General features: G+C 24.1%; 23 protein-coding genes, 1 tRNA gene and 1 other RNA gene. 8 read left to right on the top strand and 17 right to left on the bottom strand.

The window, feature by feature from the left end; genetic code table 4:
• Nucleotides 1-30 precede the first annotated feature (30 nt).
• Nucleotides 31-600 (bottom strand): hypothetical protein, encoded by a 570-nt coding sequence (locus tag DMC14_RS00800; RefSeq protein ID WP_137412652.1) that lies wholly within the window; start codon nucleotides 598-600, stop codon nucleotides 31-33.
• Nucleotides 581-850, bottom strand: a complete 270-nt coding sequence (locus DMC14_RS00795) for a hypothetical protein (protein WP_116171935.1) — start codon at nucleotides 848-850, stop codon at nucleotides 581-583. The genes DMC14_RS00800 and DMC14_RS00795 overlap by 20 nt, the downstream gene beginning before the upstream one ends.
• Before the next feature lie 265 nt (nucleotides 851-1,115).
• On the opposite strand from DMC14_RS00795, the gene ffs reads away from it, so the two are divergent.
• Both ffs and DMC14_RS00785 read left to right on the top strand, forming a co-directional pair.
• Nucleotides 1,116-1,211: signal recognition particle sRNA small type (ffs, locus tag DMC14_RS00790), an RNA gene on the top strand.
• 8 nt (nucleotides 1,212-1,219) lie between these two features.
• Nucleotides 1,220-1,846: a hypothetical protein gene (locus DMC14_RS00785; protein ID WP_116171934.1), complete on the top strand. Its 627-nt coding sequence runs from the start codon at nucleotides 1,220-1,222 to the stop codon at nucleotides 1,844-1,846.
• A 50-nt stretch (nucleotides 1,847-1,896) separates the two neighbouring features.
• On the opposite strand, the gene rpsD is transcribed toward DMC14_RS00785, so the two are convergent.
• The 14 genes from rpsD to DMC14_RS00715 form a co-directional block, all read right to left on the bottom strand.
• Nucleotides 1,897-2,499 carry a 30S ribosomal protein S4 gene (rpsD, locus tag DMC14_RS00780; RefSeq protein ID WP_116171933.1) on the bottom strand — a complete coding sequence of 201 codons (603 nt, stop codon included), beginning with the start codon at nucleotides 2,497-2,499 and terminating at the stop codon, nucleotides 1,897-1,899.
• Between the two features lie 281 nt (nucleotides 2,500-2,780).
• Nucleotides 2,781-3,203, bottom strand: a complete 423-nt coding sequence (locus tag DMC14_RS00775) for a hypothetical protein (protein ID WP_116171932.1) — start codon at nucleotides 3,201-3,203, stop codon at nucleotides 2,781-2,783.
• Between the two features lie 158 nt (nucleotides 3,204-3,361).
• A complete protein-coding gene (locus DMC14_RS05785) occupies nucleotides 3,362-4,918 on the bottom strand; it encodes a hypothetical protein (RefSeq protein WP_116171931.1) in 1,557 nt (518 codons plus the stop codon).
• A 5-nt stretch (nucleotides 4,919-4,923) separates the two neighbouring features.
• Nucleotides 4,924-6,510: a hypothetical protein gene (locus tag DMC14_RS05780; protein ID WP_116171930.1), complete on the bottom strand. Its 1,587-nt coding sequence runs from the start codon at nucleotides 6,508-6,510 to the stop codon at nucleotides 4,924-4,926.
• Nucleotides 6,511-6,513: 3 nt separating this feature from the next.
• Nucleotides 6,514-7,428 (bottom strand): NAD(P)/FAD-dependent oxidoreductase, encoded by a 915-nt coding sequence (locus DMC14_RS00760; RefSeq protein ID WP_116171929.1) that lies wholly within the window; start codon nucleotides 7,426-7,428, stop codon nucleotides 6,514-6,516.
• Between the two features lie 37 nt (nucleotides 7,429-7,465).
• A complete protein-coding gene (gene lgt / locus DMC14_RS05775) occupies nucleotides 7,466-8,422 on the bottom strand; it encodes a prolipoprotein diacylglyceryl transferase (protein ID WP_116171928.1) in 957 nt (318 codons plus the stop codon).
• A 67-nt stretch (nucleotides 8,423-8,489) separates the two neighbouring features.
• Entirely contained in the window at nucleotides 8,490-11,318 is a 2,829-nt protein-coding gene (uvrA, locus tag DMC14_RS00750; RefSeq protein WP_116171986.1) for an excinuclease ABC subunit UvrA, read from the bottom strand.
• A 115-nt stretch (nucleotides 11,319-11,433) separates the two neighbouring features.
• Nucleotides 11,434-12,552 carry a HipA domain-containing protein gene (locus tag DMC14_RS05770; protein WP_116171927.1) on the bottom strand — a complete coding sequence of 373 codons (1,119 nt, stop codon included), beginning with the start codon at nucleotides 12,550-12,552 and terminating at the stop codon, nucleotides 11,434-11,436.
• A 3-nt stretch (nucleotides 12,553-12,555) separates the two neighbouring features.
• Entirely contained in the window at nucleotides 12,556-13,767 is a 1,212-nt protein-coding gene (locus tag DMC14_RS05765) for a hypothetical protein (protein WP_116171926.1), read from the bottom strand.
• Nucleotide 13,768: 1 nt separating this feature from the next.
• On the bottom strand, nucleotides 13,769-14,665 hold the full coding sequence (locus DMC14_RS05760; protein WP_116171925.1) for an HAD-IIB family hydrolase: 897 nt from the start codon (nucleotides 14,663-14,665) through the stop codon (nucleotides 13,769-13,771).
• Nucleotides 14,665-15,420, bottom strand: a complete 756-nt coding sequence (locus DMC14_RS05755) for a hypothetical protein (protein WP_116171924.1) — start codon at nucleotides 15,418-15,420, stop codon at nucleotides 14,665-14,667. Before DMC14_RS05755 ends, DMC14_RS05760 begins: the two co-directional genes overlap by 1 nt.
• A gap of 304 nt (nucleotides 15,421-15,724) precedes the next feature.
• Entirely contained in the window at nucleotides 15,725-16,918 is a 1,194-nt protein-coding gene (tuf, locus tag DMC14_RS00725; RefSeq protein ID WP_116171923.1) for an elongation factor Tu, read from the bottom strand.
• Between the two features lie 259 nt (nucleotides 16,919-17,177).
• Nucleotides 17,178-17,759: a diadenylate cyclase gene (locus DMC14_RS00720; protein WP_116171922.1), complete on the bottom strand. Its 582-nt coding sequence runs from the start codon at nucleotides 17,757-17,759 to the stop codon at nucleotides 17,178-17,180.
• A 12-nt stretch (nucleotides 17,760-17,771) separates the two neighbouring features.
• Nucleotides 17,772-18,182, bottom strand: a complete 411-nt coding sequence (locus DMC14_RS00715; protein ID WP_116171921.1) for a hypothetical protein — start codon at nucleotides 18,180-18,182, stop codon at nucleotides 17,772-17,774.
• Between the two features lie 99 nt (nucleotides 18,183-18,281).
• Here DMC14_RS00715 and DMC14_RS00710 point away from each other — a divergent pair, with 99 nt between their 5' ends.
• From DMC14_RS00710 to DMC14_RS05740, 6 genes are all read left to right on the top strand, one after another.
• On the top strand, nucleotides 18,282-19,475 hold the full coding sequence (locus tag DMC14_RS00710) for a phosphoglycerate kinase (RefSeq protein WP_137412651.1): 1,194 nt from the start codon (nucleotides 18,282-18,284) through the stop codon (nucleotides 19,473-19,475).
• Nucleotides 19,476-19,748: 273 nt separating this feature from the next.
• Nucleotides 19,749-20,729 carry an aspartate--ammonia ligase gene (gene asnA / locus DMC14_RS00705; RefSeq protein WP_116171985.1) on the top strand — a complete coding sequence of 327 codons (981 nt, stop codon included), beginning with the start codon at nucleotides 19,749-19,751 and terminating at the stop codon, nucleotides 20,727-20,729.
• A 207-nt stretch (nucleotides 20,730-20,936) separates the two neighbouring features.
• Nucleotides 20,937-22,076, top strand: a complete 1,140-nt coding sequence (gene metK, locus DMC14_RS00700; RefSeq protein WP_116171919.1) for a methionine adenosyltransferase — start codon at nucleotides 20,937-20,939, stop codon at nucleotides 22,074-22,076.
• A gap of 76 nt (nucleotides 22,077-22,152) precedes the next feature.
• On the top strand, nucleotides 22,153-22,560 hold the full coding sequence (gene dcm_N, locus DMC14_RS05750) for a DNA (cytosine-5-)-methyltransferase N-terminal subunit (protein WP_175393433.1): 408 nt from the start codon (nucleotides 22,153-22,155) through the stop codon (nucleotides 22,558-22,560).
• The gene (dcm, locus tag DMC14_RS05745) at nucleotides 22,547-23,350 is read left to right on the top strand and encodes a DNA (cytosine-5-)-methyltransferase (RefSeq protein ID WP_217495063.1); all 804 of its coding nucleotides are present in this window, start codon (nucleotides 22,547-22,549) and stop codon (nucleotides 23,348-23,350) included. The genes dcm_N and dcm overlap by 14 nt, the downstream gene beginning before the upstream one ends.
• A complete protein-coding gene (locus DMC14_RS05740) occupies nucleotides 23,335-24,579 on the top strand; it encodes an MAG4270 family putative restriction endonuclease (protein WP_116171918.1) in 1,245 nt (414 codons plus the stop codon). The genes dcm and DMC14_RS05740 overlap by 16 nt, the downstream gene beginning before the upstream one ends.
• Before the next feature lie 34 nt (nucleotides 24,580-24,613).
• On the opposite strand, the gene DMC14_RS00685 is transcribed toward DMC14_RS05740, so the two are convergent.
• A tRNA-Trp gene (locus DMC14_RS00685) sits at nucleotides 24,614-24,687 on the bottom strand.
• Between the last annotated feature and the right edge of the window lie 15 nt (nucleotides 24,688-24,702).

Raw genomic sequence — 24,702 nt, 5'->3', positions numbered from 1 at the left:
TTAATTACATCTAAATCATTTTTAAAGCCATTAATTATTAAAGAACGTCTTAGTCTTAATTAATGTAGAAACACCTAATGAATCTATATATTCGGCTTGAAAATAATATTTAATAAGTATACTCCCATTTGCAACATCTACTTGTAAGCTATAAATTGGAACAATTTTTGAATTTTCTAATTCCTCAGAAAAAAATAAATCTTTTGGGCTAATTTCTGAAGCTAATATTTGTTTTTTTACTATTTCTTTATTTATTGAGGGTGTTATTCTATTAGTTTTTGTTTCAACTAAAGAATTAAATTGTTCTAAAGTCAAGTTTTCATATTCATTTTTAGGTATTGCAAATCCAATTATTTTTATAATTTTTGGTGTTTTGGTTGTAATATCTTTTTTATTCTTTAGTAATTTCTTTAGATTAAAAGATACAATAATTTCTCCTTTTTTAATATCCTTTTTAAATTTATAATTAATAACTTCAATTTCAGTATTTAATTTTAAGGAAGAAATAAATTTCCCTTTAAATTCATTTTCATTAAAATTTTCTAATGTTTTCTTTTTATTTAAAAATAAATTTTTTTCATTAATTATCAATTGTTGCAAAAAAAGATTCTAGATTCTTGGTTTCCTCAGCTTCATTTAAATCATTATTGTGTTCATCTTCTTTTGAATCATTTTCATGATTGTTTTGATCATCTTTTTTATTATTGTCTTCCTTATCTTTCTCATGGTTATTTTTATTGTCTTTGCCACTATCTTTTGGTTTTTTACAAGATACTGATAACATTGGTATTATTGTTGCCATAGGGGTCAATAACCCTAAACTAATTAATATTTTTTTACTTTTTTTCATAATTCTCCTATTAATTAACTACATAATAATTCATTTAATTGCATATTTATTAAAAAAATTATAGCACCTTAAAATTTGATTTATATTTTAAGGTCTATTAATTTAATACTTGATATTTAAATTAAAATAAAAAAATAATTGTTTTCATTTCTATAACATTTAAATAAAATTACAAAAATTAATACATAATACAAGTACAATGACAAAATAATTTATTAAGCTAAGTATAAATAAATTAAATTATCATAAAATATTTATAGTATAATAATTAAGCCATGAGAACAGCAACCTTGTAAACTGGTCAGGATAGAAATATAGCAGCCATATCGAGAAGTGCAGTGTCTTGTGGTTTTTATTTTGAGGTGATATATGCTTTGCACAAAATTATTAAGTCCAATAGACGAATTAGACAATTTTTCAATTATACCAATGGTTGATATAGGAGATTTCGTTTTATATAAAAGAATTTCGAATAAAAAATTTTTTAATTCCATTTCTTTGGCTGATTATTTAAAAAAAGAAGATGAGAAATTACAAGATACTTATATCGAACCTGGTGAGTTTTTTATAACTTCAAATAAGCTTTTTAAAGAAGAATATAATAAAGAAGATGAGATAATAAAATCAATAATAAATTCTTCATATTTTAGTCAAATAAAACTTAAAGAATTAAAAAATTTAATTCAAATAATAAATAAAGATGGTTTAGGTGGTTCTTTGATTACATTGAATAAAAATATAGATAACACTTTTGAGCCTTACTTTGTTTTTGTTGATCCTTATATAGCAGAAAAAGAATTAAATTATTTATTAAATACACCTTTAATTAAGGGTAATTTAGGAGCTATTGCTAACCTATATGAAAATATGATAATTAATTTAAAAAAAGCAAATGAATCATTTTTGGATAAAAACTCACACACACATTTTTTTGTTCATAATGTACTAATAACAAATATTGAAAAAGTTATTTTTGATATTGAAAATTCTAATTAAAAAAAGTAATAAAAAACTTCCCGTTTGTTTGGGAAATTTTTTTTATACAATTAACGTCTGTTGTAGTATTCAACAATTAATGATTCATCAATTTCTTTTGCAAATTCATTTCTTTCGGGTAATCTAGTAAAGGTTACTTTATTATTTTCACGACTTAATCATTGAGCAGTTTGCATTACTTCTAAAGCATCTTTAACATTAGCATTATTTTCTAATGAAGCTTTAATTTCAATAACTGATCCTGGTTTAATAAGCATTGATGGAATATTTGCTTTATGTCCATCTACTATAACATGATTATGATTAACAAATTGTCTTGCTTGTGCTCTTGTACGAGCAAAACCAGCTCTAAAAACTAAGTTATCTAATCTTGATTCTACCAATTGTAATAGATTAGTACCTGTAACACCTTCTTTTCTAACAGCAATATTAAATAAATTTTTAAATTGTCTTTCATTTAAACCATACATAAATCTAACTTTTTGTTTTTCATACATATGTAATTGGTAGTCAGAAGGTTTTGATCTTCTAGCTCCATGTTGCCCTGGTGCTGTTGTTCTTTTTTTGCCTTTTGTAAATTCCTTATTGTTTTCTAAAAGTGATGTTCCATATCTTCTTGATTTTTTGAAGATAGACCCTAAAAATCTTGACATATTTTTCCTTTCAATATGCAAAGACAAATTAATAATTCTTACCTATATTTTTTTCTCTAATGATTTCGGTTTACAGCTTACTTACTCTCAAATTTAGCCGCAAAGAAAAAACTTTTAAGCAATATTATTATGCTGTGTCAATGCCTTACAATTATAACTTATTTTTAAAAAAATAAGAAAAATAAACAAAATATTTATTTTTCAACTAAATACTAGCATATTTTAATATTTTTTAAATTACTAAATTAAGTAAACACATTTAATAAGATTATTAAATATTCTTAATTATTTTCATTATCATTATTATTTAAATGAACATCTAAATTAATTTCCTTTTTAGATTTTGATTCTAGCTCTATTTCCTTTGATAATTTTTCAAGCATTAATCTACTTTTTAATTTATGAGAGATGGTAAGTTCTATTAAAAAATCAAATAAAATAGAAAATAATGCCAATGATACTGCTGTTCCTATAATACCAACTATTATAGCAAGTACTATTTTTGCTGCTTTTCCTGATGGTGAATTGTGTGTTTCAGAAAAATATATGCTTGATGCTATTGTGATAGCAAGACCACCTAAAGCTATTATTACCATTAAAATTATTTTTCAAGTAATGCTTTGGGCAATATGTATTCTAATGTTAAACATTATTCTTTGCTTTAATGTATGAATTTTACATTTATTTTTTTCTCGATTTTCCATTTCTAAAATTCCTATCTAATATAATTCTTAGTTTTTTAAATATAATTTTCTTATATCATAAAAGAACACTTTTATTTAGTTTTATTTATTATTATAATATTTTGTCTAAACTAAATATATCAAATAAATTATTAAATAAATTATAGAATAAAGTGTTTTTATATATCCAATAGTGGCACTACATATTTTTTAGTAAATCTAGACATGTATTTTTTAATTTTTTTTGCCATATTACCTTTAGTGCTTATTGTTTCTTGAATTGTGAAAATAATTTTCTTATTTTTAAAGTCATATTTAAGGCCCATTCATTCTTTTTCATTAAAATTAAATTTAGCAATATATTTATAATTGTCTTTATAGTAATTTTTTATATCTTCAATTGATAAAACTTTAATTTGAGCAATACTATCTTGAATAAATAATTTAGTTTCAAAATCTGAAACATTTGTAGTATCACAGTCATATTCAAATTCTGTAATTATTAATTTGCTAATTAAATCTAAATTTTGATCTATTATGTCGTTGTAATGCATATCTTGGGTTTTATAATAATTAAACATATCTACAAACACAGATAATAAAACAAAAGCATCATAACCATAATTTTTAGTATTTGTAATTAATAAATGATAAGCTTCATCAAAATAAATTGCATCATTATTTGGATATATATTTTTAAAATTAACAATTCATTTGTTTGCATATTCTAGTTTATACCTAGTGCAAACACTTGATAAATTTTCTTTTTTTACAAAATTAGAACTAAATACTTTACTTAACTCAGTAAATTCTTGATTAGTATTAACATAATTATTTAAAAAAGATAAATAATTTACAACTAAATCGGAAATATCTAAAAGCTCATATTCTATGGTTATTTTTTTACTATAATTTCTTTTATAAATATATAGTTTTCGATAATCATAAGAAAATTTAAAAATATATTCTATGTTTTTTAATACTGATAAATAAACTAAGGAATATTTAATTTTTTTAGGTTTATCTTCTTTTAATCTATTATTCAAAATTGTATAAGCAATATCATTTTTGCCTAATATTTTTTTTACAAAAGAATTTTGAAGTTTTGTATTAATAACTCCAATTTTTAAAACGTGATTAGCGCCTGAAGTAAAATTCTTTTGTAATACTTTTTTGGTATATTCATTTAAAACTTTTTTAAAATCTAGTTCCTCAGGCTCATCGTCAAATTCCACCACATCAGAAAATTCTATTTTTTTATATTCTTCGATTACATTTTTTAAAACTTCATTTGGAACAAAATCATTATTTTTATTAAAAAAACTTAAAGCATATTTTTGCTTATCATATTTTCTTAAAAATATTGAAATTGAAAAATCATCTGTTAAATCAGCACTAAATTTTAAAAAAGCCTCATGAATAGGTTCGTGTTTATTAAAAATATAGGCTTTATTTTCTTGGCATGAAATTACATTAGCAATATTTTTCTCTAAAATAGGCATATATTTATTAGAACCATCATTTGCTATTAAAAATTTTAAAAACTTAAGATTTTTTGATTTAAAAAAATTTATTAGGGCTTGAGATATAAGTTTAATAGTTATTTCATTAAACTTGTCAAAGCCTGTGCCTATTTCAGCAATAATGCTATTATTTTCAATAATAAATTTTATGTTGTTTTTTTCCTCTAAAAATAACATAAAATTTGGGAATAATTTTTGTTGTTGATTTTTCATATAACCTACTTTATTAAATTTAATAAATATTTTAAAAATTTTTCAATAGCTAACTTTGTTTCAAGATTTTCTTTAGAACTTGGTATCAAAGAATTGATTATTGATAATCTTAAATAGTTTCTAAAATTAGAACTAGAAGAATCAACTAAATCCAAAAAAGGAACAAGTTCATTATTAATTATATTATTTAAAGCAAGATTGTTTGCTTTGTTATTATTATTTTCATATTTCTCATATATTTTTTTAAATTGTTTTGTTGGAAAAACATAACCCATTTTTAAACTTAAAAACTCTATTGGAGTAGTTTTTATTTTTTTATTATCTAATTTTCAATAATGAATATTTTTTTCATCATACAATCAAGAAATAAATTTTTTAACAACTTCATTTTTACTTTTGATGCTTGAAGATATAGCAGAAAGAAATTGACCTTGTAGAAAATAAGAGCCTTTTGTTTCATGTTCATTATACTTAAAGGGAACACTTTTAAAAATTAAATCTTTATTTTTCTTTTGAAAAAAATCTTCTTTAAATTTATAAATCCTAGATGTTATGATTGTGAATAATTGTTTATTAATTTGTTCTATAGGAGTAGTAATATCATAATTTTCTAAATTAAAAGTTTTGTCTTTTATTTTTTCATAAAAAGCAGAAATAGCATTTACAAATATTTTATTTTCTCTAGTATTTTTTTGAAATATAGATTTATAATCAATTTTTCTATTATTAATATATTTTAAAAAATACCCAATATACTCCGAATTGTTAGCTTTAAAAATAGTTTCATAAATGTAATTTTCAACATGCTTTATAAATATAAGATCAAATTTTCTTTTTTTTAAGGTTATATTTATTAAACTAGAAAATTTTTCTAAATTACTTTGATAATTAAAAATATTTTCATCAATTACTATGTTTCATTTTTTAACTTGTTCTAAATTAAAATCTAACAAAGGGGAAGTTATATTTTTTAAACTATAATATTGTTCAATAATAGACTTAATATAAGTTGATTTATCAATATTTAAAATAAAATTATTTTTAATATTATTTTTTATTGTAAAGCAATAAAGTGAATATAAAAAAGTGGCCAATATTTGTTTATTAATTATTAATACTTCAGAGCTCAAACCCATTGGTAAGCTATAAATTTTTTTATTGTTTTCAATACCCAAACGATTATTAAAATCTAATATGTTTTGAGAAATTGAACTTTTATTGGCAATTTCAGTTAAATCTATTAATCTATTATAAAAATTAATAAGAGAAACAATTGAGGGGTAAGCAACTATAATTGAGGGTGTATTGTTGTCTTTAATTTGCAATTCTAAATTTAGTTTATGATTTATATCTCTTTTATTGAAAGTGGTTCTTAAAACTAATTTATTTTTTTCATATTTTTTATCTAATTGATTATTAAATTTTTTAACTACTTCTTGAAAACCATTAAAAATATCATTTTTATCACTTTCATTAAATGGTATTAATATACTAACATTATTATCTTCTTGTTTTTGACACGAAAAAGTAAGCGCACTTAATGCTGTTGCACTTAATGGTATTAGAGTTGACAAACCATTTTTCTTAATCATAATTTATTTTTTTATCCTTGATGATATAGTTTTTGCAACAACAGTACCATCATTTGTAGCAGTAGTAATTTGTCTAATATCTTTTGCTATTACATCTCCTATTGCAAAAATATTTTTTTCTTTTGTTTCCATATTTTTATCGACAATAATAAAACCCTTATTATTCAAAATATTTTTATTACTAATAAAAGAAGTTGAAGGCTTAAAACCTATATAAGGAAAAACACATTTAATATTCATTTCTTGAACTTTTCCATTTATATCCACAATAATACTTTCCAATTTATCTTCTCCTATTAATTTTTTAATAACAGAATTTTCATGAATAAATATATTTTTATTTTTTTTAGCATCTTCTACTAATTTGGCTTCTGCAATAATTCCATCTCTTACAAAAATATGTACTTCAGACGCAGTCGAAGCTAAATAAGTAGATTCTTCAAAAGCCGAATTTCCGCCACCAATTATGGCACAGGGTTGATCTTTATATAGCGCTCCATCACAAATAGCGCAATAAGATACTCCTTTTTTGTTAAATTCTTCAATATTTTCTACATCTAATGGAACTAAATTTTTCATTCCTGTTGCAATAACAACTGTTGAAGCAAAGTATTCTTCTCCATTTTCTAAAGTTATTTTTTTTTCATTTTCTTTTAAACTTTCGATATTAATAACATTGCCAAAAATTTGCTTAGCCCCATTTTTTGTAGCTTGATTAAGCATTTTTAATGATAAATCAATTCCAGATACATATTCAAAACCTGGATAATTTTCAATTTTAGATTGTAAAACCATTTTGCCACCAGGAGCATAACCTTCAACAAAAGCGACATTAAAATTATTTCTTGATAAATAAATAGCAGCTGTTAAGCCTGCTGGCCCTCCGCCAATTATTAATACATCATATTTATTTTGCATAAATATACCTCCAATTTTAAAAAAGAAACATTAGCAATTAGGCGCTAACGTTTGCTTTTATTTCATCTTGTTCTTTAATAGACATTTTTTCCAAATGTTTGCTGCCCAAAAACTTATTATTCTTTTTTGGTTCATAAACTATAAAGTAAAATAATTTATGAGTAGATTCATTTTGATATTTATAAACTTTATAAACATTGTAATTTAATTTAATAATAAATTCAAACATTACCAACAAGACTATTCCAACTATTATATATAATGCTGATATTACTTTATAAATAGCATAACTATCTTGACGTAGCGGTTCCATTCCAAAACGAACTATACCATAGTATAAAATATATAGTGATCCAGTTGTTCCAGGTCTTAATCAATTGTAATTATTCAAAATCCAAACTAAAATTATGTATCCAATTATATTTGCAATTGATTCATACAAGAATAATGGTAAACGATATTTTCCATTTATAAACATATGTTCTCTTATTAGTTGTGGCAAAATTTTAAATGCTAATGAATTTTCAGTCATTACTCCACCATAAACTTCATGGTTTGCAAAGTTTCCTCAACGTCCTATAGCTTGTCCTATCAAAACTGCTGGTAAAATTATTGAAAATGCTTTTTTCAAGTCAATTTTTTTTGGGTTTTTTGAAAAAATAATGTACATAATACAACATGTTGTTGCTGTAATAACCCCACCATGAATTGATAATCCACCTTCTCATATATAGAAAGCATGATATCAAGGCCCATTTGCTCATCCCTTGTGTTCTATTAATTGTTGTATAACAAAAACAAATCTAGCCCCAATTATAGCTGTAGGCAATGCTATAAAAATTAAAATAGATAGCTGCTCAAAAGAATATTTTTCACGTCTTCAAAAATATAATACTGTTAAAATAGCACTAATTATTCCAAGCATCATTGTTAATGAATAAATATGAATTGGCCCTAATTGAAGACTTATTCCATTTCAATCTTTTGGTTGCATCTTCACCTCCTTATTTATAAAGTTTTATAAAACCAAAAATTTATAATATAAATTATATTTTAAAAAATTAATTATTTAGTATTTTTTTAATGTATTGGCCTGTATATGAATATTCTACCTTAGTAATTTGTTCAGGAGTGCCTGTTGCTACGACTTGGCCTCCTGCTTTTCCACCATCTGGGCCTAAATCTATTATATAATCAGCACATTTTATAACATCTAAATTATGTTCAATTACTATAACTGTGTCTCCATTGTCAACAATTCTATTTAAAACATTTAAAAGATTTTGAACATCATAAGAATGCAACCCAGTAGTAGGCTCATCTAAAATATAAAGAGATTTACCTGTAGGTTTCTTTTGCAAATATGTAGCTAATTTAACTCTTTGAGCTTCTCCACCTGATAAAGTTGTTGCATTTTGTCCTAGTTTAATATAACCTAAACCAACATCCATTAAAGTTTGCAATTTTTCTCTAATTTTAGATCTTTGAATAAAAAATACATAAGCTTGCTCAATAGTCATATTTAAAACATCACTTATATTTTTTCCATGATATTTTACTTCCAAAGTTTCATAGTTATATCTTTGACCATCACAATGATCACATGTGACATAAACATCTGGTAAAAAATGCATTTCTATTTTTAAAACTCCATCTCCATCACACTTATCACATCTTCCACCAGAAACGTTAAAAGAAAATCTAGATTTACTAAAGCCTCTAATTTTGGCTTCTTCTGTGCTAGCAAAAATTTCTCTAATATCATCAAATACACTAGTGTAAGTAGCCGGGTTGGATCTAGGAGTTCTACCTATAGGACTTTGATCAACTTTTATCAATTTATCTATATTTAATTGACCTGTAATTTTTTGTTCATCTCGAAAATCATATTTGGCATTATTTAAAAATTGATTAAGACTTGAAGCTAATTCTTGATTAATTAAAGAAGATTTTCCAGAGCCAGACACTCCTGTAACAACAATAAATTTTCCTAATGGAAATTTTACTGTTATTTTTTTTAAATTATTTACACAAGCATTCTTAAGAGTTAGAACTTTTCCACTCCCGCTCCGTCTTGTTTTAGGAACTTCTATTTTTAAATTACCTGACAAATATTGCCCTGTAATACTATTTTTAGTATTTATAATATTTTCCAAAGAACCAGCGCAAACAACTTCGCCCCCATGTTCACCTGCTTTAGGACCAATATCAACAATAAAATCTGCTTGTCTTATGGTATCCTCATCATGCTCAACAACAATTAAAGAATTTCCAATATCAACCATTTTTCTTAATGAATTAAGTAATTTTTCATTGTCTTTTTGATGCAATCCTATTGAAGGTTCATCCAAAACATATAAAACACCAGTCAAATTTGCTCCAATTTGAGTTGCTAATCTAATTCTTTGAGCTTCTCCGCCTGATAGTGTTTCCGCTTTTCTATTAAGAGTTAAATATTGAAGACCTACATTTATTAAAAAATCTACTCTATGTTTTAGTTCAATTAAAATTAAATTACTAATTTCTTTTTCTATATCTGTCATTTTTATATTATTAAAAATTTCATTTAATTCTTCAATAGATTTGTCACACATTTCATAAATATCTAAATTTTCAATTTTGGTGGCCAAAGCATACTTATTTAATCTTTTACCCTTACATTCAGGACATTCAGCATCAACTAAATATTTAGAAAAATAAATTCTATTTTCATTTGAAGAAGTATCAAAGTATTTTCTTTCAATACGTTCGCAAATACCTTCAATATGTTTTGATCTTTCATATTTATTTCCTCTCTCAGAAATAATAGAATAAGTTATATCTTCGGCAGAACCATATTTTAATATATTCAAATCAAATTCACTTAAATCTTTAATTGGTATTTTTCTATCGATAGAATAAAAATTTAATAATTTGTCAAATTCTTGTCATTCCAAATTTGAAGTATACATAAAATTTTTAAATAACAAAATAGCCCCATCATCTATAGATAGATTTTTATCTGGACATATTAAGTCTCAAGAAGCTTTTTGCAATTGTCCTAAACCTTTACAATTTGGACACATTCCATTAGGAGAATTAAAAGAAAATAGTCTAGGCTCAATTTTCGGCATATCAAAATCGCCATGTTCACAACTATGGTGGATAGAATAAGTATTTTTTGATTTGCCCAAAACATCTATTGTTACTAAACCATTAGATTGTTCAAGGGCTATTTCAATAGCTTCTGCTATTTCTGATTTTTTTTCTTCAATATTATTTAATGTAAATCTATGAATAACTAAATCTATATTTCATTTTTTATTTTTATCAAGTTGAATATCATTTTTTAATTCAAAAACTTCGTCATTAATTAATACTCTTAAAAAATTATCTCTTTTTAAGCGGGATAAAATAGTTGCATGTGAACCTTTTTGATTAATCACAATTGGAGATAATATATAAATTGTTGACCCCATTTCTTGCTTAATAACATGATCAATAATATCTCGACTTTTTTGCGCTGTAATTTCTTTTTTATGAGTTGGACAATACGGTTTACCAATTCTAGCATAAAGAAGTCTTAAATAATCATATATCTCTGTAACAGTTCCAACAATACTTCTTGGATTATTATGCACAGTTTTTTGTTCTATAGAAATGGCTGGGCTTAACCCTTCAATACCATCTACATCTGGTTTTTTAGTGCCGCCTAAAAATTGCTTTGCATAATTAGATAGACTATCTACATATCTTCTTCTTCCCTCTTCATAAATTGTATTAAAAGCAAGAGAACTTTTTCCTGAACCAGATAATCCGGTAAAGACAACAAACTTATTTCTTGGAATTTCTAAATTAATATTTTTTAAATTATTTTCACGAGCACCTTTAATTACAATATTTTCTTTCATAAATAAAATTATATTGAAATAATTCAAAATAATATAAATGTTTCATTTATATAAAACTAATATTAATATTATTTTTAAATTTAAAAAATATAACTCTTGATTTTGAGTTATAAATTTATATATATTCTTTTTCTATTAAAATCTCTTTAAAAACGTTTAATTGTTTATCAAATATTTCTTGAACTTTATTTAAATATTTTAAATTTAAATTAATACGAAAATCATTTTGAAACTTAAATTTTTTTAGTTTTTCATACCATTTGGCATGTCTAGGTTGTACATTATCCAAAAATTGCTCTTTAAAACTGTTATAAAGCTTTGGTTTAATATTTAAATAATTTTCTAAATATACTAAAGAAGCAGAACTTTTATATAAAGGATAATCAAAAACTAAAGATTTTCCATTATCAAATATTGGTGCGTTATCTATCTTAGATAAATTATTATTATCAACCAAAATTCCTATATTTCCTAAATGTCTATCAATATTTAAAATAATAGCATCCAAAATCATTAAATCTTCTAATTCATCATTACCATAAATTTTCTTCATTTGATTTATTATATTAACTTTATTGGTTTCATCATAATTTATTAGTCATGATAAGGGAATAAAAGAAGTGTTTTCATTTGTAAAAATTTTACTTATTGAATATAATTCATTTTTATTTTTTCTAAGTTTATATTCAATAATTTTTTGTTTTTCGCCAGAAAATACTTCTTTTATAACTTGATAAGCTAAATATTCACTTTGAACATCATATGATAAGGGTGTTCCTTTTTTTGCTAAAAATAGTTCCCCCTTATCAAAAAATCAAAATTTTTCCATTTCACCAACAGTATAAATATTTGGTGAGGGATAAATATAGGTATTTAGTAATGCTTTTGTAAAATCTAATTTATATTTATGAAAATAATTGTTTTCTTCTCATTTTAAATCTTGTTTATCATATGGTAAAATTCAAAAAGCATTATTTAAATTTAAACCATAGTCATTTAAATAATAATTTAATGAATTTTTGTTAATTGTTTGAATTTTTTTGCTTCTTTGTTTTGGCAAAATATTTTCAAAAAGAATTATGCTATTTAGTTGTGCATCATTTTGAAATAATCTAAATTCTTTTAAAAAAGAAAATTCTTTTGAAAAAGTTATATTTTCAAAAGTTTCGTTTATTTCATTTCAATCTAAACTAAGAACTAGTTTGTTTTTTAACTTAATAGAAAATTTTTTCATTAATTAGTTAATTTCCCCGTCATCTTCTTTATCTAGTTTCTTATTTTTTTTGCTTTTATTATTAGATTGTTTTTTTTCATAATTATTAAGCTCTTCGTCATAAACTTCTAACATAGCAGATAAAATTTGTTCAGCATCCTGTTCGCCAAGATTAGCTCCTGCTGCTTTAGCTTCCTTATAAAATTCTGTTAAATGTTCTTTTAGTATTTCTTTAACTTCTTCCATTGTAAGACCTTGTTCTTTGGCCATTACAACTATTTTTTTTAAAAATTCTCTTTGACTTTTTTCTATGCCTTTAAATTGTTCTTTAAACTTTTTAGCAAACTCTATTAATTCTTCAGGAGACATTTGATTTAATATAGGATTTTCTTGCTTTACTATATCCATATTTAATAACTTGTAAACATCATCTATAGTAGGATCAAATTCTTCTAAATTATTATCTGAATTATTTTCTTTTTCTTCATCTTCTTCTAGATATTTTACCATTTCAACTTCTTCTGGGTGTTTTCTAGTTTCAAAAATTTCTAAGTTTTGAGGAATAGAGCAAAGATCTGGTCTTTCTAATAAATCTAAGTATTCGCCGCTTGGTCAAGAAACAGTAGAAAACAATGGGGCTCTTTCCTCTTCGCTTATAAGTTTAAATAATTTTTTATCTAAAATTTGGCTTAATTCTTTCCCTATCTTAGCAGTCATTGCTTGGTTGTCAATTAATCATTCATCATTATAAGTAGTTTTAAATTTTTTCAAAGCCATTAAAGTAGCAGATTTTAATTCAATACCATCTACTTTAAAATCTATAAAATTAGTATTTTTAATTTCTTGTATTTCGATTTCAAAAGATATAATTGAAAAATCTACTAAAATTACTGAAAGAATAAAACTTTTATTCATTTTTATTTCATAGTTTAAATAAGGATAAATGGGCGAATCCAAAATAATGTTATTTCTTTCTTTATTTATCCAATCACGACAAACAATTTTATTATCTAAATTAAATCAAGGAATATTAACATAATCTTGAAAACCAAACATACCTAATATACATGAGGCAATTTCTCCAAAGCTTAAATTGTCACTAAAAAATAAAACTAAATCATTTTTTTCTTCTACTATTTTAACTAAATCTATTTTCTTATTAGTTCTAGGATCCAAAGCATAATCTAATGTTTTAGCCTTAAGAACATAATTTTTTCCTAATCGTGAAAGTATCATTTTATTTATCTCCTTCTAAAAATTCATGCAGCATATGCTTTCTTGCTAAATTTTTGTATCTATATAGGTAATCAAGAATAGCTTCTCCTAACCCGTTTTGTATTACATCACTTGTAAATAATTTTGCTACTTCTAAAGGCAGCTTAGTTGAATTAGCCATAGCATAAGAATAATTTGTTAATTTAAGCATAGGAACATCATTATTACTATCGCCTATAGTCATAATATCATTAATATTTATTTTTTCATCACTATATATATTTTCAACCAATCATTTAACAGCTAAACCTTTATTTACATTTTTTGCATTTATTTCTATATTGCAAAATGTAACTATTACTTCTATATTTTTTATATGTTTTATATATTTAAACATTTCTTGGGGATAAGTGTTTGAAAGAGGATGTTCTATTGAATAAAGTTCAATTTTAATTGGATTAATTTTTTCTCCATTTCATTTTTTTGGAATAGTATCAATATTCTTTTGGCTTATGAAGTGATATTTAAAAATATCTTGATTAAATTCTTTTAAATCTTTTAAATAAAAATAATCATTTTGATCCCAAAAAATAACTTGAATTTTTTGATCTTTAATTGCTTCTAATATATCTTTTAAAAAATCATATTTAATTGTTCAAGTTTTTAAAGTTTTTTTAGCTTTAACATCATATATTTCTCCACCTGAAGAACATAATAAATATCTCGCACTCATTTTTTTTGATAATTCTAAAATTCTTTCTTGCATTGGGTTTCCGGTGCATATATTAAAATCTGCTCCATTCTTTATAGCAAATTTAACATCATCTAATGTTTCAGGTTTTAATTCAAAGTTTTTATAAATTGTTCCATCCACATCTGAAAAAATTACGGGTTTTTTATCATTTGACAATCTATACATTATTTTTTATCCTCTCTTTTAGATTTATTAATTTTAAAAGTTTTTTTTCTTTTAATAAGTAACATTATAACTACATACATTATTAAACCACCAATTGCTATAGAAGGCACAACATAACTTAATATTTTTCAAACCTTATTATTTTTTTTAGATTTATCATATTCTTCATTATAAAATCAATGCCCATAAATCGGTACTTTAAGAGAAGAATAATATTTTAAATCTTGAATTTTTCCAGTATTATTTAAATATTTTTTTTCTGTTAATCAAACTCAAACTAATATAGCACTTTCTGGAGGAGCTAATTTTTGAGACCTTAATATAATTATTAATTTATTATCTTCAGATTTGTCTTTATTATATAAATCAATAAGGTCGATAATATCTTTGTTTAAATATTTAGATGCTGTTTGGTATTTATCTATATTTTTTGATTCTATACTTTTAAGATTTTCTGTTTTTTCATTTATTTCAATATTGTTAAGAGCATCTAACCCATCAATGCTAAATTCAAAAAAAGTTTCATATGTATGATCCTTATAGTTAATGTTTTTGCTTTCCATTTTTTTTGCTAATAAAAAATTATTTTTTCAAGTTAAATTATCTATTTTATTTTTTACATTATAAAAATCTTGAGATTTGTTTTTAGAATTAATTTTGTTTTTTGAACAAGAAACAACAGCTATTGAAGTAGCTATTAATGGAAAAGTTGTGATTGCACCTAATTTTAGTATTTTTTTAATTTTATTAATCATAATTACAATTAATTTTATAATAATTAATCATAATATTATCAAAGAAGCGAAAACTTTGTGTAAAGAATTTTATAAATTTTAATATTTATAAAAAAGAAAAAATGAGCAAACCTTAAAAATTATTTTAATAAAAAATACAACTTTTTTTAATTAAACTAATAATGCATACTAAAGTTTATATTGTTAAATAAAAAATTAATTTTTATAAAAACAATGAAAATTAAAATAAAAATGAAATTTTAAAATTAAAAAAAATTATAAAAAACATACCGTTTTAAAACGGTACATTTTTTGGATTTTCTAATTATTTTAAAATCTTTGTAACTGAACCGGCACCAACTGTTCTACCACCTTCACGGATTGAGAATTTGGTTCCTTCTTCAACGGCAATAGGAGAAATTAAAGTAACTTTTAATTCTACGTTATCTCCTGGCATAACCATTTCACGTTGTCCAATAAATTCAATTCCACCTGTTACGTCTGTTGTACGGAAGTAGAATTGTGGTTTATAGTTATGGAAGAATGGAGTGTGACGTCCACCTTCTTCTTTTTTAAGAATATAAACAGTAGCTTCGAATTCTGTGTGAGGAACGATTGTTTTAGGTTTTGCTAAAACTTGTCCACGTTCAATTTCTGATCTTTCAACACCACGTAGTAATAAACCAGCATTATCTCCAGCACGAGCTTCTTTTAGATTCTTTCTAAACATTTCAATTCCAGTAACAACTGTTTTTTTAGTTGGTTTTAGACCAACAATTTCAACTTCTTCGTTAAGGGTTAAAACACCACGTTCAACTCTACCTGTAGCAACAGTTCCACGACCTGTAATTGTGAAAACGTCTTCGATAGCCATTAAGAATGGTTTGTCTGTTTCTCTTTTTGGTTCTTCAATGTATGAATCAACTGCATCCATCAATTCCATAATTTTTTCTTCGTAAACTGGGTCTCCTTGAAGAGCTTTTAAAGCTGAACCAGCAATAATAGGAGCATTGTCACCATCAAAACCATATTCTGATAGTAGACCACGTACGTCCATTTCTACCAATCCAACCATTTCTTCTCTTTCATCTTCTTTAAACATATCAATTTTGTTTAAAAAAACAACAATCTTAGGAACACCAACTTGTTTTGCTAAAAGAATGTGTTCACGTGTTTGAGGCATAGGTCCATCTGTTGCCGCAACAACTAAGATAGCTCCATCCATTTGAGCAGCGCCTGTAATCATGTTTTTAACATAGTCAGCGTGACCTGGACAGTCAACATGAGCATAGTGACGAGTTCCTGTTTGATATTCAATATGTGAAGTATTAATAGTAATACCACGAGCTTTTTCTTCAGGTGCATTATCGATAGAAGCATAGTCTCTAGCTTCTGATAAACCTTTTTTAGATAAAACTGTAGCAATAGCTGCTGTTAATGTGGTTTTACCATGATCAACGTGTCCAATTGTACCAATGTTAACATGTGGTTTTGAACGGTCAAAATCTAATTTTGCCATATTTAAATTTCCTTTCTTATAAATTTATAATTTATATAAATATTTAGTTTTATATTTTTTTAAGATTAATAAAATCTTGATTAAACGCGTTTAACCACCATAGCATAGCCTTTCATCTATGTCCTGTCCAATTGCGTTTTTTTATATACTAGTCAATAGAAACAATTTTAACAAAAAATAAACATTTTTAACTAAAATTTTTTATTTTAATACTTTGAATATTAAGGAACACAAAAACAAACAAAATATAAAGAATTTATTATTTTTTATCGTCTTTTATAATTCTTCCTAAAGTATCTTGCAAACTATCGATTGGTACTTGTTTAAATTCTCCGGTTTTAGCTACTGTTACACCACCATTTTCTTCACTTACAATAATTGTAGTAGCATCTGAGCTTTCTGATATCCCCATACCTGCTCTATGTCTAGCACCATATTTATTATTAATTGACTTCTTTGTTATTTTATAGTATGTAGCAGCATAATATATTTTATTATTTCTAATAATAACAGCTCCATCATGTAATGGACTTTGCTTATTAAAGATAGAAATTAATAAAGCGGCGGAAATGTTTGCATCAAGAATAACTCCGTCTGTTCTTAAATTATCTAAATTATCGTTATTTTCAATAGTTATAAGAGCTCCAGTTTTAGTTCTTGAAAGATTTTCTATAGCATCTTTTAATTGAAAGATTATCCTAATCCTTGTGGAATCACCTAATGCCTTTTTGTTTGATCTATTTTTCTTAATCATATTAAATAAAACTATTGAATAATTAGCTACAATAGTTATTGTAATTAATATAACTAATGCTAAAATAGCATATACTATTTTTTCCATAAATAATATCTCCTATCACCACTTGTTTAATCCAAGAATAATTAACAATAAAATTATTATTAATAATATAAATGAAGCAATAATTAAAATTCTTGCCCACATTGGCAAAGGTTTAGCTTTATCTGCTAATGGGGAATCTGACCATTTTTCATAATCAACATAACTTGCATATTTTAACTTAATTTTATTTTGTCTTTTTCTAGCCTCTTCAATTAAATCACTATTTTTTTCGTCCATAGTTTTCATAAATCTCATTTTTTGAAAAAACGAAAAAATTTCCATTTCAGAATAATCTTTATAAAATTTAGCTTTCTTTTTATAATCTTGGAATTCAACAATAATTTTTGAAATACTATCGCTTTCTGGATCATATTTTAAAGTTCTAGTATCTTTTTGTTTTTGAGCACCTAAAAGTTTAAGCATTTTCCCCCCATCTTTTAATAATTTTAAATATTTTCTATTAAAATAATTTTATTATAATTAACTATATCGTTAAAATTTTATATTAAATCAGGAGATAAAATGAAAAAAACAATCAAAGATATTGAACTAAAAGGTAAAAAGGTAATTTTAAGAGTAGATTTTAATGTTCCTTTAGCAAATGATGTTGTAATGGATACTAAAAGAATCGATGCTGCAATTCCTACAATTAAATATATTTTAGAACAAGGTGCTTCTTTAATTATGCTTTCTCACCTTGGAAGAATTAAAAAAGAAGAAGATAAAATTGGAAAATCCTTAAAACCAGTAGTAGCTAAATTTTCAGAAATTTTAGGTAAGGAAGTTAAATTTATACCTTCAACTAGAGGAAAAGAAGTAGAAGACGATGCTAAAAATTTAAAGCCAGGGGAAATTATTTTCTTAGAAAATACACGTTATGAAGATTTAAATAACAGAGCAGAATCAGACAATAACGATGATTTAGCAAAATATTGAGCTAGCTTAGGAAATGTCTATGTAAATGATGCATTTGGAGCTTCGCATAGATCTCACGCTTCAACATCTGGTATTCCTAAATTTGTTAAAGAATCAGCTTTAGGATTCTTAATGAATAATGAAGTAGCTCACTTAGAAAAAATATTAGATGGTTTTGAAAGACCATTTGTTGCTATTGTAGGCGGAGCGAAAGTAAGTGATAAAATTAAAGTTTTAGAAAAACTTTTTAATGTTGCTGATAAAGTTTTAGTTGTAGGCGGTATGGCTTACACATTTCAAAAGGCTTTAGGTCATAAAATTGGAACTTCAATTTGTGAAGATGACAAATTAGAAATGGCAAAAAACTATTTAAAACAATATAAAGATAAAATTGTTTTACCAATTGATAATGCTTACACTGATGAATTTGCTGATAAAAAACCTCAATTCACAACTAAAGACAACATAGATATTCCTGATGGATACATGGGATTAGATGTAGGCCCTCAATCAGTTGAATTATTTAATGAAATTATTGCTTCAGCTAAAACAGTTTTTTGAAATGGACCTGCTGGAGTTACTGAATTCAAAAATTTTGAAAACGGAACAAAAGGTATTGCTATTGCAATAGCTAACAATCAAAATGCATATTCAGTTGTAGGTGGAGGAGATTCTGTTACAGCTATTAATAAATTAGGATATCAATCTAAATTTAGTTTTATTTCAACTGGTGGTGGAGCTTCTATTGAATTTATTCAAGGAAATAAAATGCCAGGATTTGAAGCAATTCAAGATAAATAATATTATTAAAAACACCAAGCTTAAAATTTAAAATAAGCTTGGTGTTTTTCAAATGTAATATCAAGCGCATTATGTGTTGCACTTAATATTTTTTTAAAGTTGAATTTTTAAATCATAAACCGTTCTTTGTTTTTGTTTATCTTATAATTTTTTTTATACTTAAAATTTAAGTTCTAAATATTTAATTAAGTTTTTTTATCAAAAATATTTAAAAATTTTTTAATTGCAAAAATGTTTAAAGTTTTATTAATAGATTTTGTTAAAATTCTAAATATGAAAAAAGCAAAATTAAACTTAAAAGAAACACAATATGCAATAGAAATACTTAAAGATACTTTTTCTAAAAAATTAAGAAAGAGTTTAAATTTGATTAGAGTATCAGCTCCTTTATTTGTAAGATCTACTAGTGGGCTTAACGATGGATTATCTGGAGAAAAACCGGTTTCTTTTCAACCTATATCAATAAATGAATCTTTAGAAATAGTACATTCATTAGCAAAATGAAAAAGAGATGCATTGCATAGATATAATTTTGAACTTTATCATGGTATATATACAGACATGAATGCTATTAGACAACAGGAAACCATTGATAATACTCATTCTTTTTATGTAGACCAATGAGATTGAGAAATGATTATTGATAATAAGGATCGTAGTATTAGTTTTTTAAAAAAAATAGTTAATAAAATATATAAGTCATTAAAATACACTGAATATAAAATAAATAAAATTTATAGTTCTTTAGTTTCTAAATTACCAAAAAAAGTTTTTTTTATTAGTTCTTTAGATTTATATAATAGATTTCCTAATTTAAATGCAGAACAAAGGGAATATGAATTAGTTAAAGAACATGGAGCTATTTTTATATATCAAATTGGAAATTTATTACCTAGTGGTTTGCCGCATTCAAAAAGAGCAAAAGATTATGATGATTGACAATTAAATGGTGATTTAATTGTTTATGATAAGAATAATGATATTGCTTTAGAATTAAGCAGTATGGGAATTAGAGTAAATTCAGAATCATTAATAAAACAATACAATATGGATAAAACTGAAATAACAAAAATAAGTCCTTATCACAAAGCAGTTATTGAAAACAAATTGCCTTTAACTATAGGTGGTGGAATTGGACAATCTAGAATTGCTATGTTTTTATTAGAAAAAAAACATATAGGCGAAGTACAAGTAAGTGTTTGAGATGATAAAACTATACAAAACGCTAAAAATTCTGAAATTATTTTGTTATAATATATAAATATTAAAAATACATATAGAGTTGTTTAGCTTGACAGCAATGAAACATGCCAACCTGTTTTTATTAAAAAATAAGGTGGATAGTCAGAGATATTATTATCTAACATGTATCATAAATATCAATTTTAAAACAACTCAATAATTAGAGTTGTTTTTTTATGTTTTTTAGTATAAAAAAATAAATATTTTATAGGAGAAAAAATGAAAAAATTATTAACTTCAGAAAGTGTAGGGGCAGGACACCCCGATAAAATTTGCGATCAAATTAGTGATGCTATTTTAGATGCTTTATTAAAAAAAGATCCTGAAGCAAGAGTTGCTTGCGATGTGTTAGCAAATAACAATATTATTTATATTGGCGGCCAAATTACTACCAAGGATTATGTAGATACTATAAAAGAAGCTTGAAAAGTTCTAAAACCATTAGGATATAGTGAAAGTGATTTTAATATTATAAATGGAATTTATCCTCAAAGTCCGGATATAGCAATGGGGGTAAATAAATCTAAAAACAAAGAAATAGGTGCAGGAGATCAAGGTATATTATTTGGTTTTGCTACAAATGAAAATGAGTATTTTATGCCTTGACCAATTGTTTTAAGCCATGAACTTGTTAAAAGAGCAGAAAAATTGCGTAGAGAAAATAAATTTCCTTATGCAAAAAGCGATATGAAAAGCCAAGTAACAGTTGAATATGATGAAGAAAATAATAGCATTTTAGTAAAAAAAGTTTTAATGTCAATTCAACATTCAAATAATTTTAATGAACAAGAATTTAAAAAATTTATAAAAAACAAAATTATTGATTATGTTATGAAAAAACATAATTTTAATTTAAACTATGAAATTTTAATAAATCCAACTGGGCGTTTCGTAATCGGGGGACCTGTAGGAGATACAGGTTTAACCGGAAGAAAAATTATTGTTGATACATATGGTGGTTTTGCTCACCATGGTGGAGGTGCTTTTTCTGGAAAAGATGCAACAAAAATTGATAGATCTGCTGCATATATGGCTAGATACATAACAAAAAATCTTGTTGCTGCTGGAGTGGCTAAAAAATGTGAAATTCAATTATCATATGCTATTGGTTTGCCAAAACCTCAAAGCATTTATGTTAATACTTTTGGGACATCTAATTATTCAGACGAACAAATTATAGATTTAATTAATAATTTATTTGATTTAAGTGTTGAAGGAATAATTAAAACTCTTGATTTATTAAAACCAATTTATTTACAAACAGCTACTTTTGGTCATTTTGGTAGAAATGATTTAAATTTACCATGAGAAAAATTAGATAAAGTTTCATATATCAAAAAAGAATTAAAAATTAATTAATTTTATTTATTAGAGCTAATATTTTTTTAGCTTTTTTTATGCTTTTTTTTAATTTGAATACGCTAAAATTGATATTATGAAAAAAATTAAACTATATGAAATGTTTGCGGGAATTGGCAGTCAATATAAAGCTTTAAAAAATATATCTAAAACATTAAATCTTGAAGTTGAAAGTTTAGGGTCATGTGATTTTTATATTGATGCTATTATTGCATATATGATAATACATTATAAAAAAGTCAAACCTGAAACAAAATATTCAAAAAAACAAATGGAAGATTTACTTAATTCTTTTGCCTGAAGTGCAAATAGTAAAAATGTTATAAAAAATAATTATTTTTCTTCTATGAATGAAAAAAAACTAAGAAATATTTTTCCATATTTATTTGGATATATAAATAATGATTATTTTTTTAATAAATTTAATATAGACAAGAGAGAGAGAGAGAGAGAGAGAGAGTCAAACTGATATAACAAAGTTTAATAAATTACCAAAAAATATTGATATTTTAACTTATTCTTTCCCCTGCCAAGATATATCTCAACAAGGATTACAAAAAGGTCTTAATAATACTAGAAGTGGTTTGCTTTATGAAATAGAAAGAATATTAAAAAGCAATAAAGATAAATTACCAAAAGTTTTACTATTGGAAAATGTAAAAGCCTTAATGTCCAAAAAATTCATTAATCAATTTCAGGATTGAATTAAAACATTGCAATCTTTAGGATACAAATCTGAATATAAAATAATAAACTCAACTGAATATGGCAGCTGCCAAAATAGGGAGCGAGTTTTTTGTGTTTCATGATTAGACCAATCAAAGTCTTTTTCATTCCCTAAACCTTTTGAACACAAAAATAGTTTAGATAAAATTATCCAAAACAAAAACATGAATAGTTTTAATCATTTATTAAAATATAAATTTGATAATTTTAAAAAAACAAAAAATAATATTTGAAAATCTAAATTATTGAACTATACAAAATTTAACTCAGAAGCCTATATTTATTTGCCCAAAAATTATGGGCCAACTTTAACAGCAAGTGGAGCAAATAGCAGACTAAAATTTTATTTTGAAAAAGAAAATGAAATTAAAAATATTAATGCTTATCAATCTTTTTTATATATGGGATTTGATAGAGATGATTACAAAAAAATAAAAAAATCTAATTTATTAAGTGAATCTAAAATTATTTATTTATGTGGTAATTCTATAAGTGTAGAGGTATTAGAACAAATTTTTAGTGAGGTAATTAAATGTCATCTTATTTAGAAAAATATAGACTATACTTTATTACCAAATCCTTAAATAGCAAGGAATCCAATTCTGCAAAAGCTAGAGGATATATTGATATTTTTATGGAAGATAATGATTGATTAATAGAAGGTATAAATATTAATTTTGATTACTTAGAAATTGATCAATATACAACACCCTCTTGATTTATTAAAAAAAATATTAATTTTAAGACAAGGGAAAAACTTTTTTCAAAAATTAATTTAAAACAAGAAAAAAGACCAAGCACTTCTTCTAATAAAACAATTATTTTAAATAAAGAACAAATTAATATTGTTAATAAATTTTTTAATGAAGATTATTTTTCAAACAATAAAACAATTAAAAATATTATTTCAATACTTAAGGGCAATAATGCTGGTGGATCATTAAAGAATCCAAAAAATGCAGAAATGATAATTGATTTGAAATATAAAAGAAACATTTATAAATATGAAAAATATAAGTTTAATTTATTTATGGTTTTAGATTTAATTATAAAAAATCAAAAACATGAAAAAGAAATAAGACATGAAAATTATAAAATCTATAATGAAAATTTAAATGAAAAAGACTATTATGATTTTTTGGATAAATTTTTTAATGAAACAAACTTTAGTTATAACAGTAATTTTAAAAATTTTAAAGAATTAATAGAAATAGCAAATATTCAGAATAAAAATGAAGTAGAAAATAATATTTGAATAAATAAATGTGAAGAATTAAAAAAGCTTTTAGGTTCTTTTAAAAATTTTAGAGAAAATTACATAGACAATAAAATTAATACTCTTAGAGCTAAAGCAAGTCAAGAAAGAATAAATGTTTTTGAATTTGAAAATAGTTACAGAAAAAGAAATTTTGAAACACAAAATGCTCATATATATGATGTTAAGTATATTAGACAAGATTTAGAAGAATTTACTATAAAAGAAAGAAAAAAAGAACCTAAAATAACTAATGAAAAAATAGCAAATAAATTTGAATTCAATGAAATACTAAGCAAAGTATGCAATAAAAACAATTTATTAAATTTATCATTAGAAATGCATTGGGAATTTGATAAAAATAGTTTTACTTACCAAGAAAATGGAAAAATAAAAATATTAAAGCAAGATTTCATATTAGAAGAATATGAAAAGTGTTTTAGTGAAATACCTAATAATAAATTAAACAAAGAAATGATTAATTTCATAATTCAAAGAAATCAAAAAAGACAAAATAAATAGAGCCATATTGGCTCTTTTTTTACCTTTAAGGATATGGCAGGGGTTAAAGGAATCGAACCCTTACAAATAGTTTTGGAGACTATGGTACTACCATTATACTAAACCCCTAAAATATAAGGTTAG

It is taken from the genome of Metamycoplasma phocicerebrale (assembly GCF_003383595.3).
Lineage (GTDB): Bacteria > Bacillota_I > Bacilli_A > Mycoplasmatales > Metamycoplasmataceae > Metamycoplasma > Metamycoplasma phocicerebrale.
Note: the sequence above shows the minus strand (reverse complement) of the source record. Positions and strands in the feature narration are given on the sequence as shown.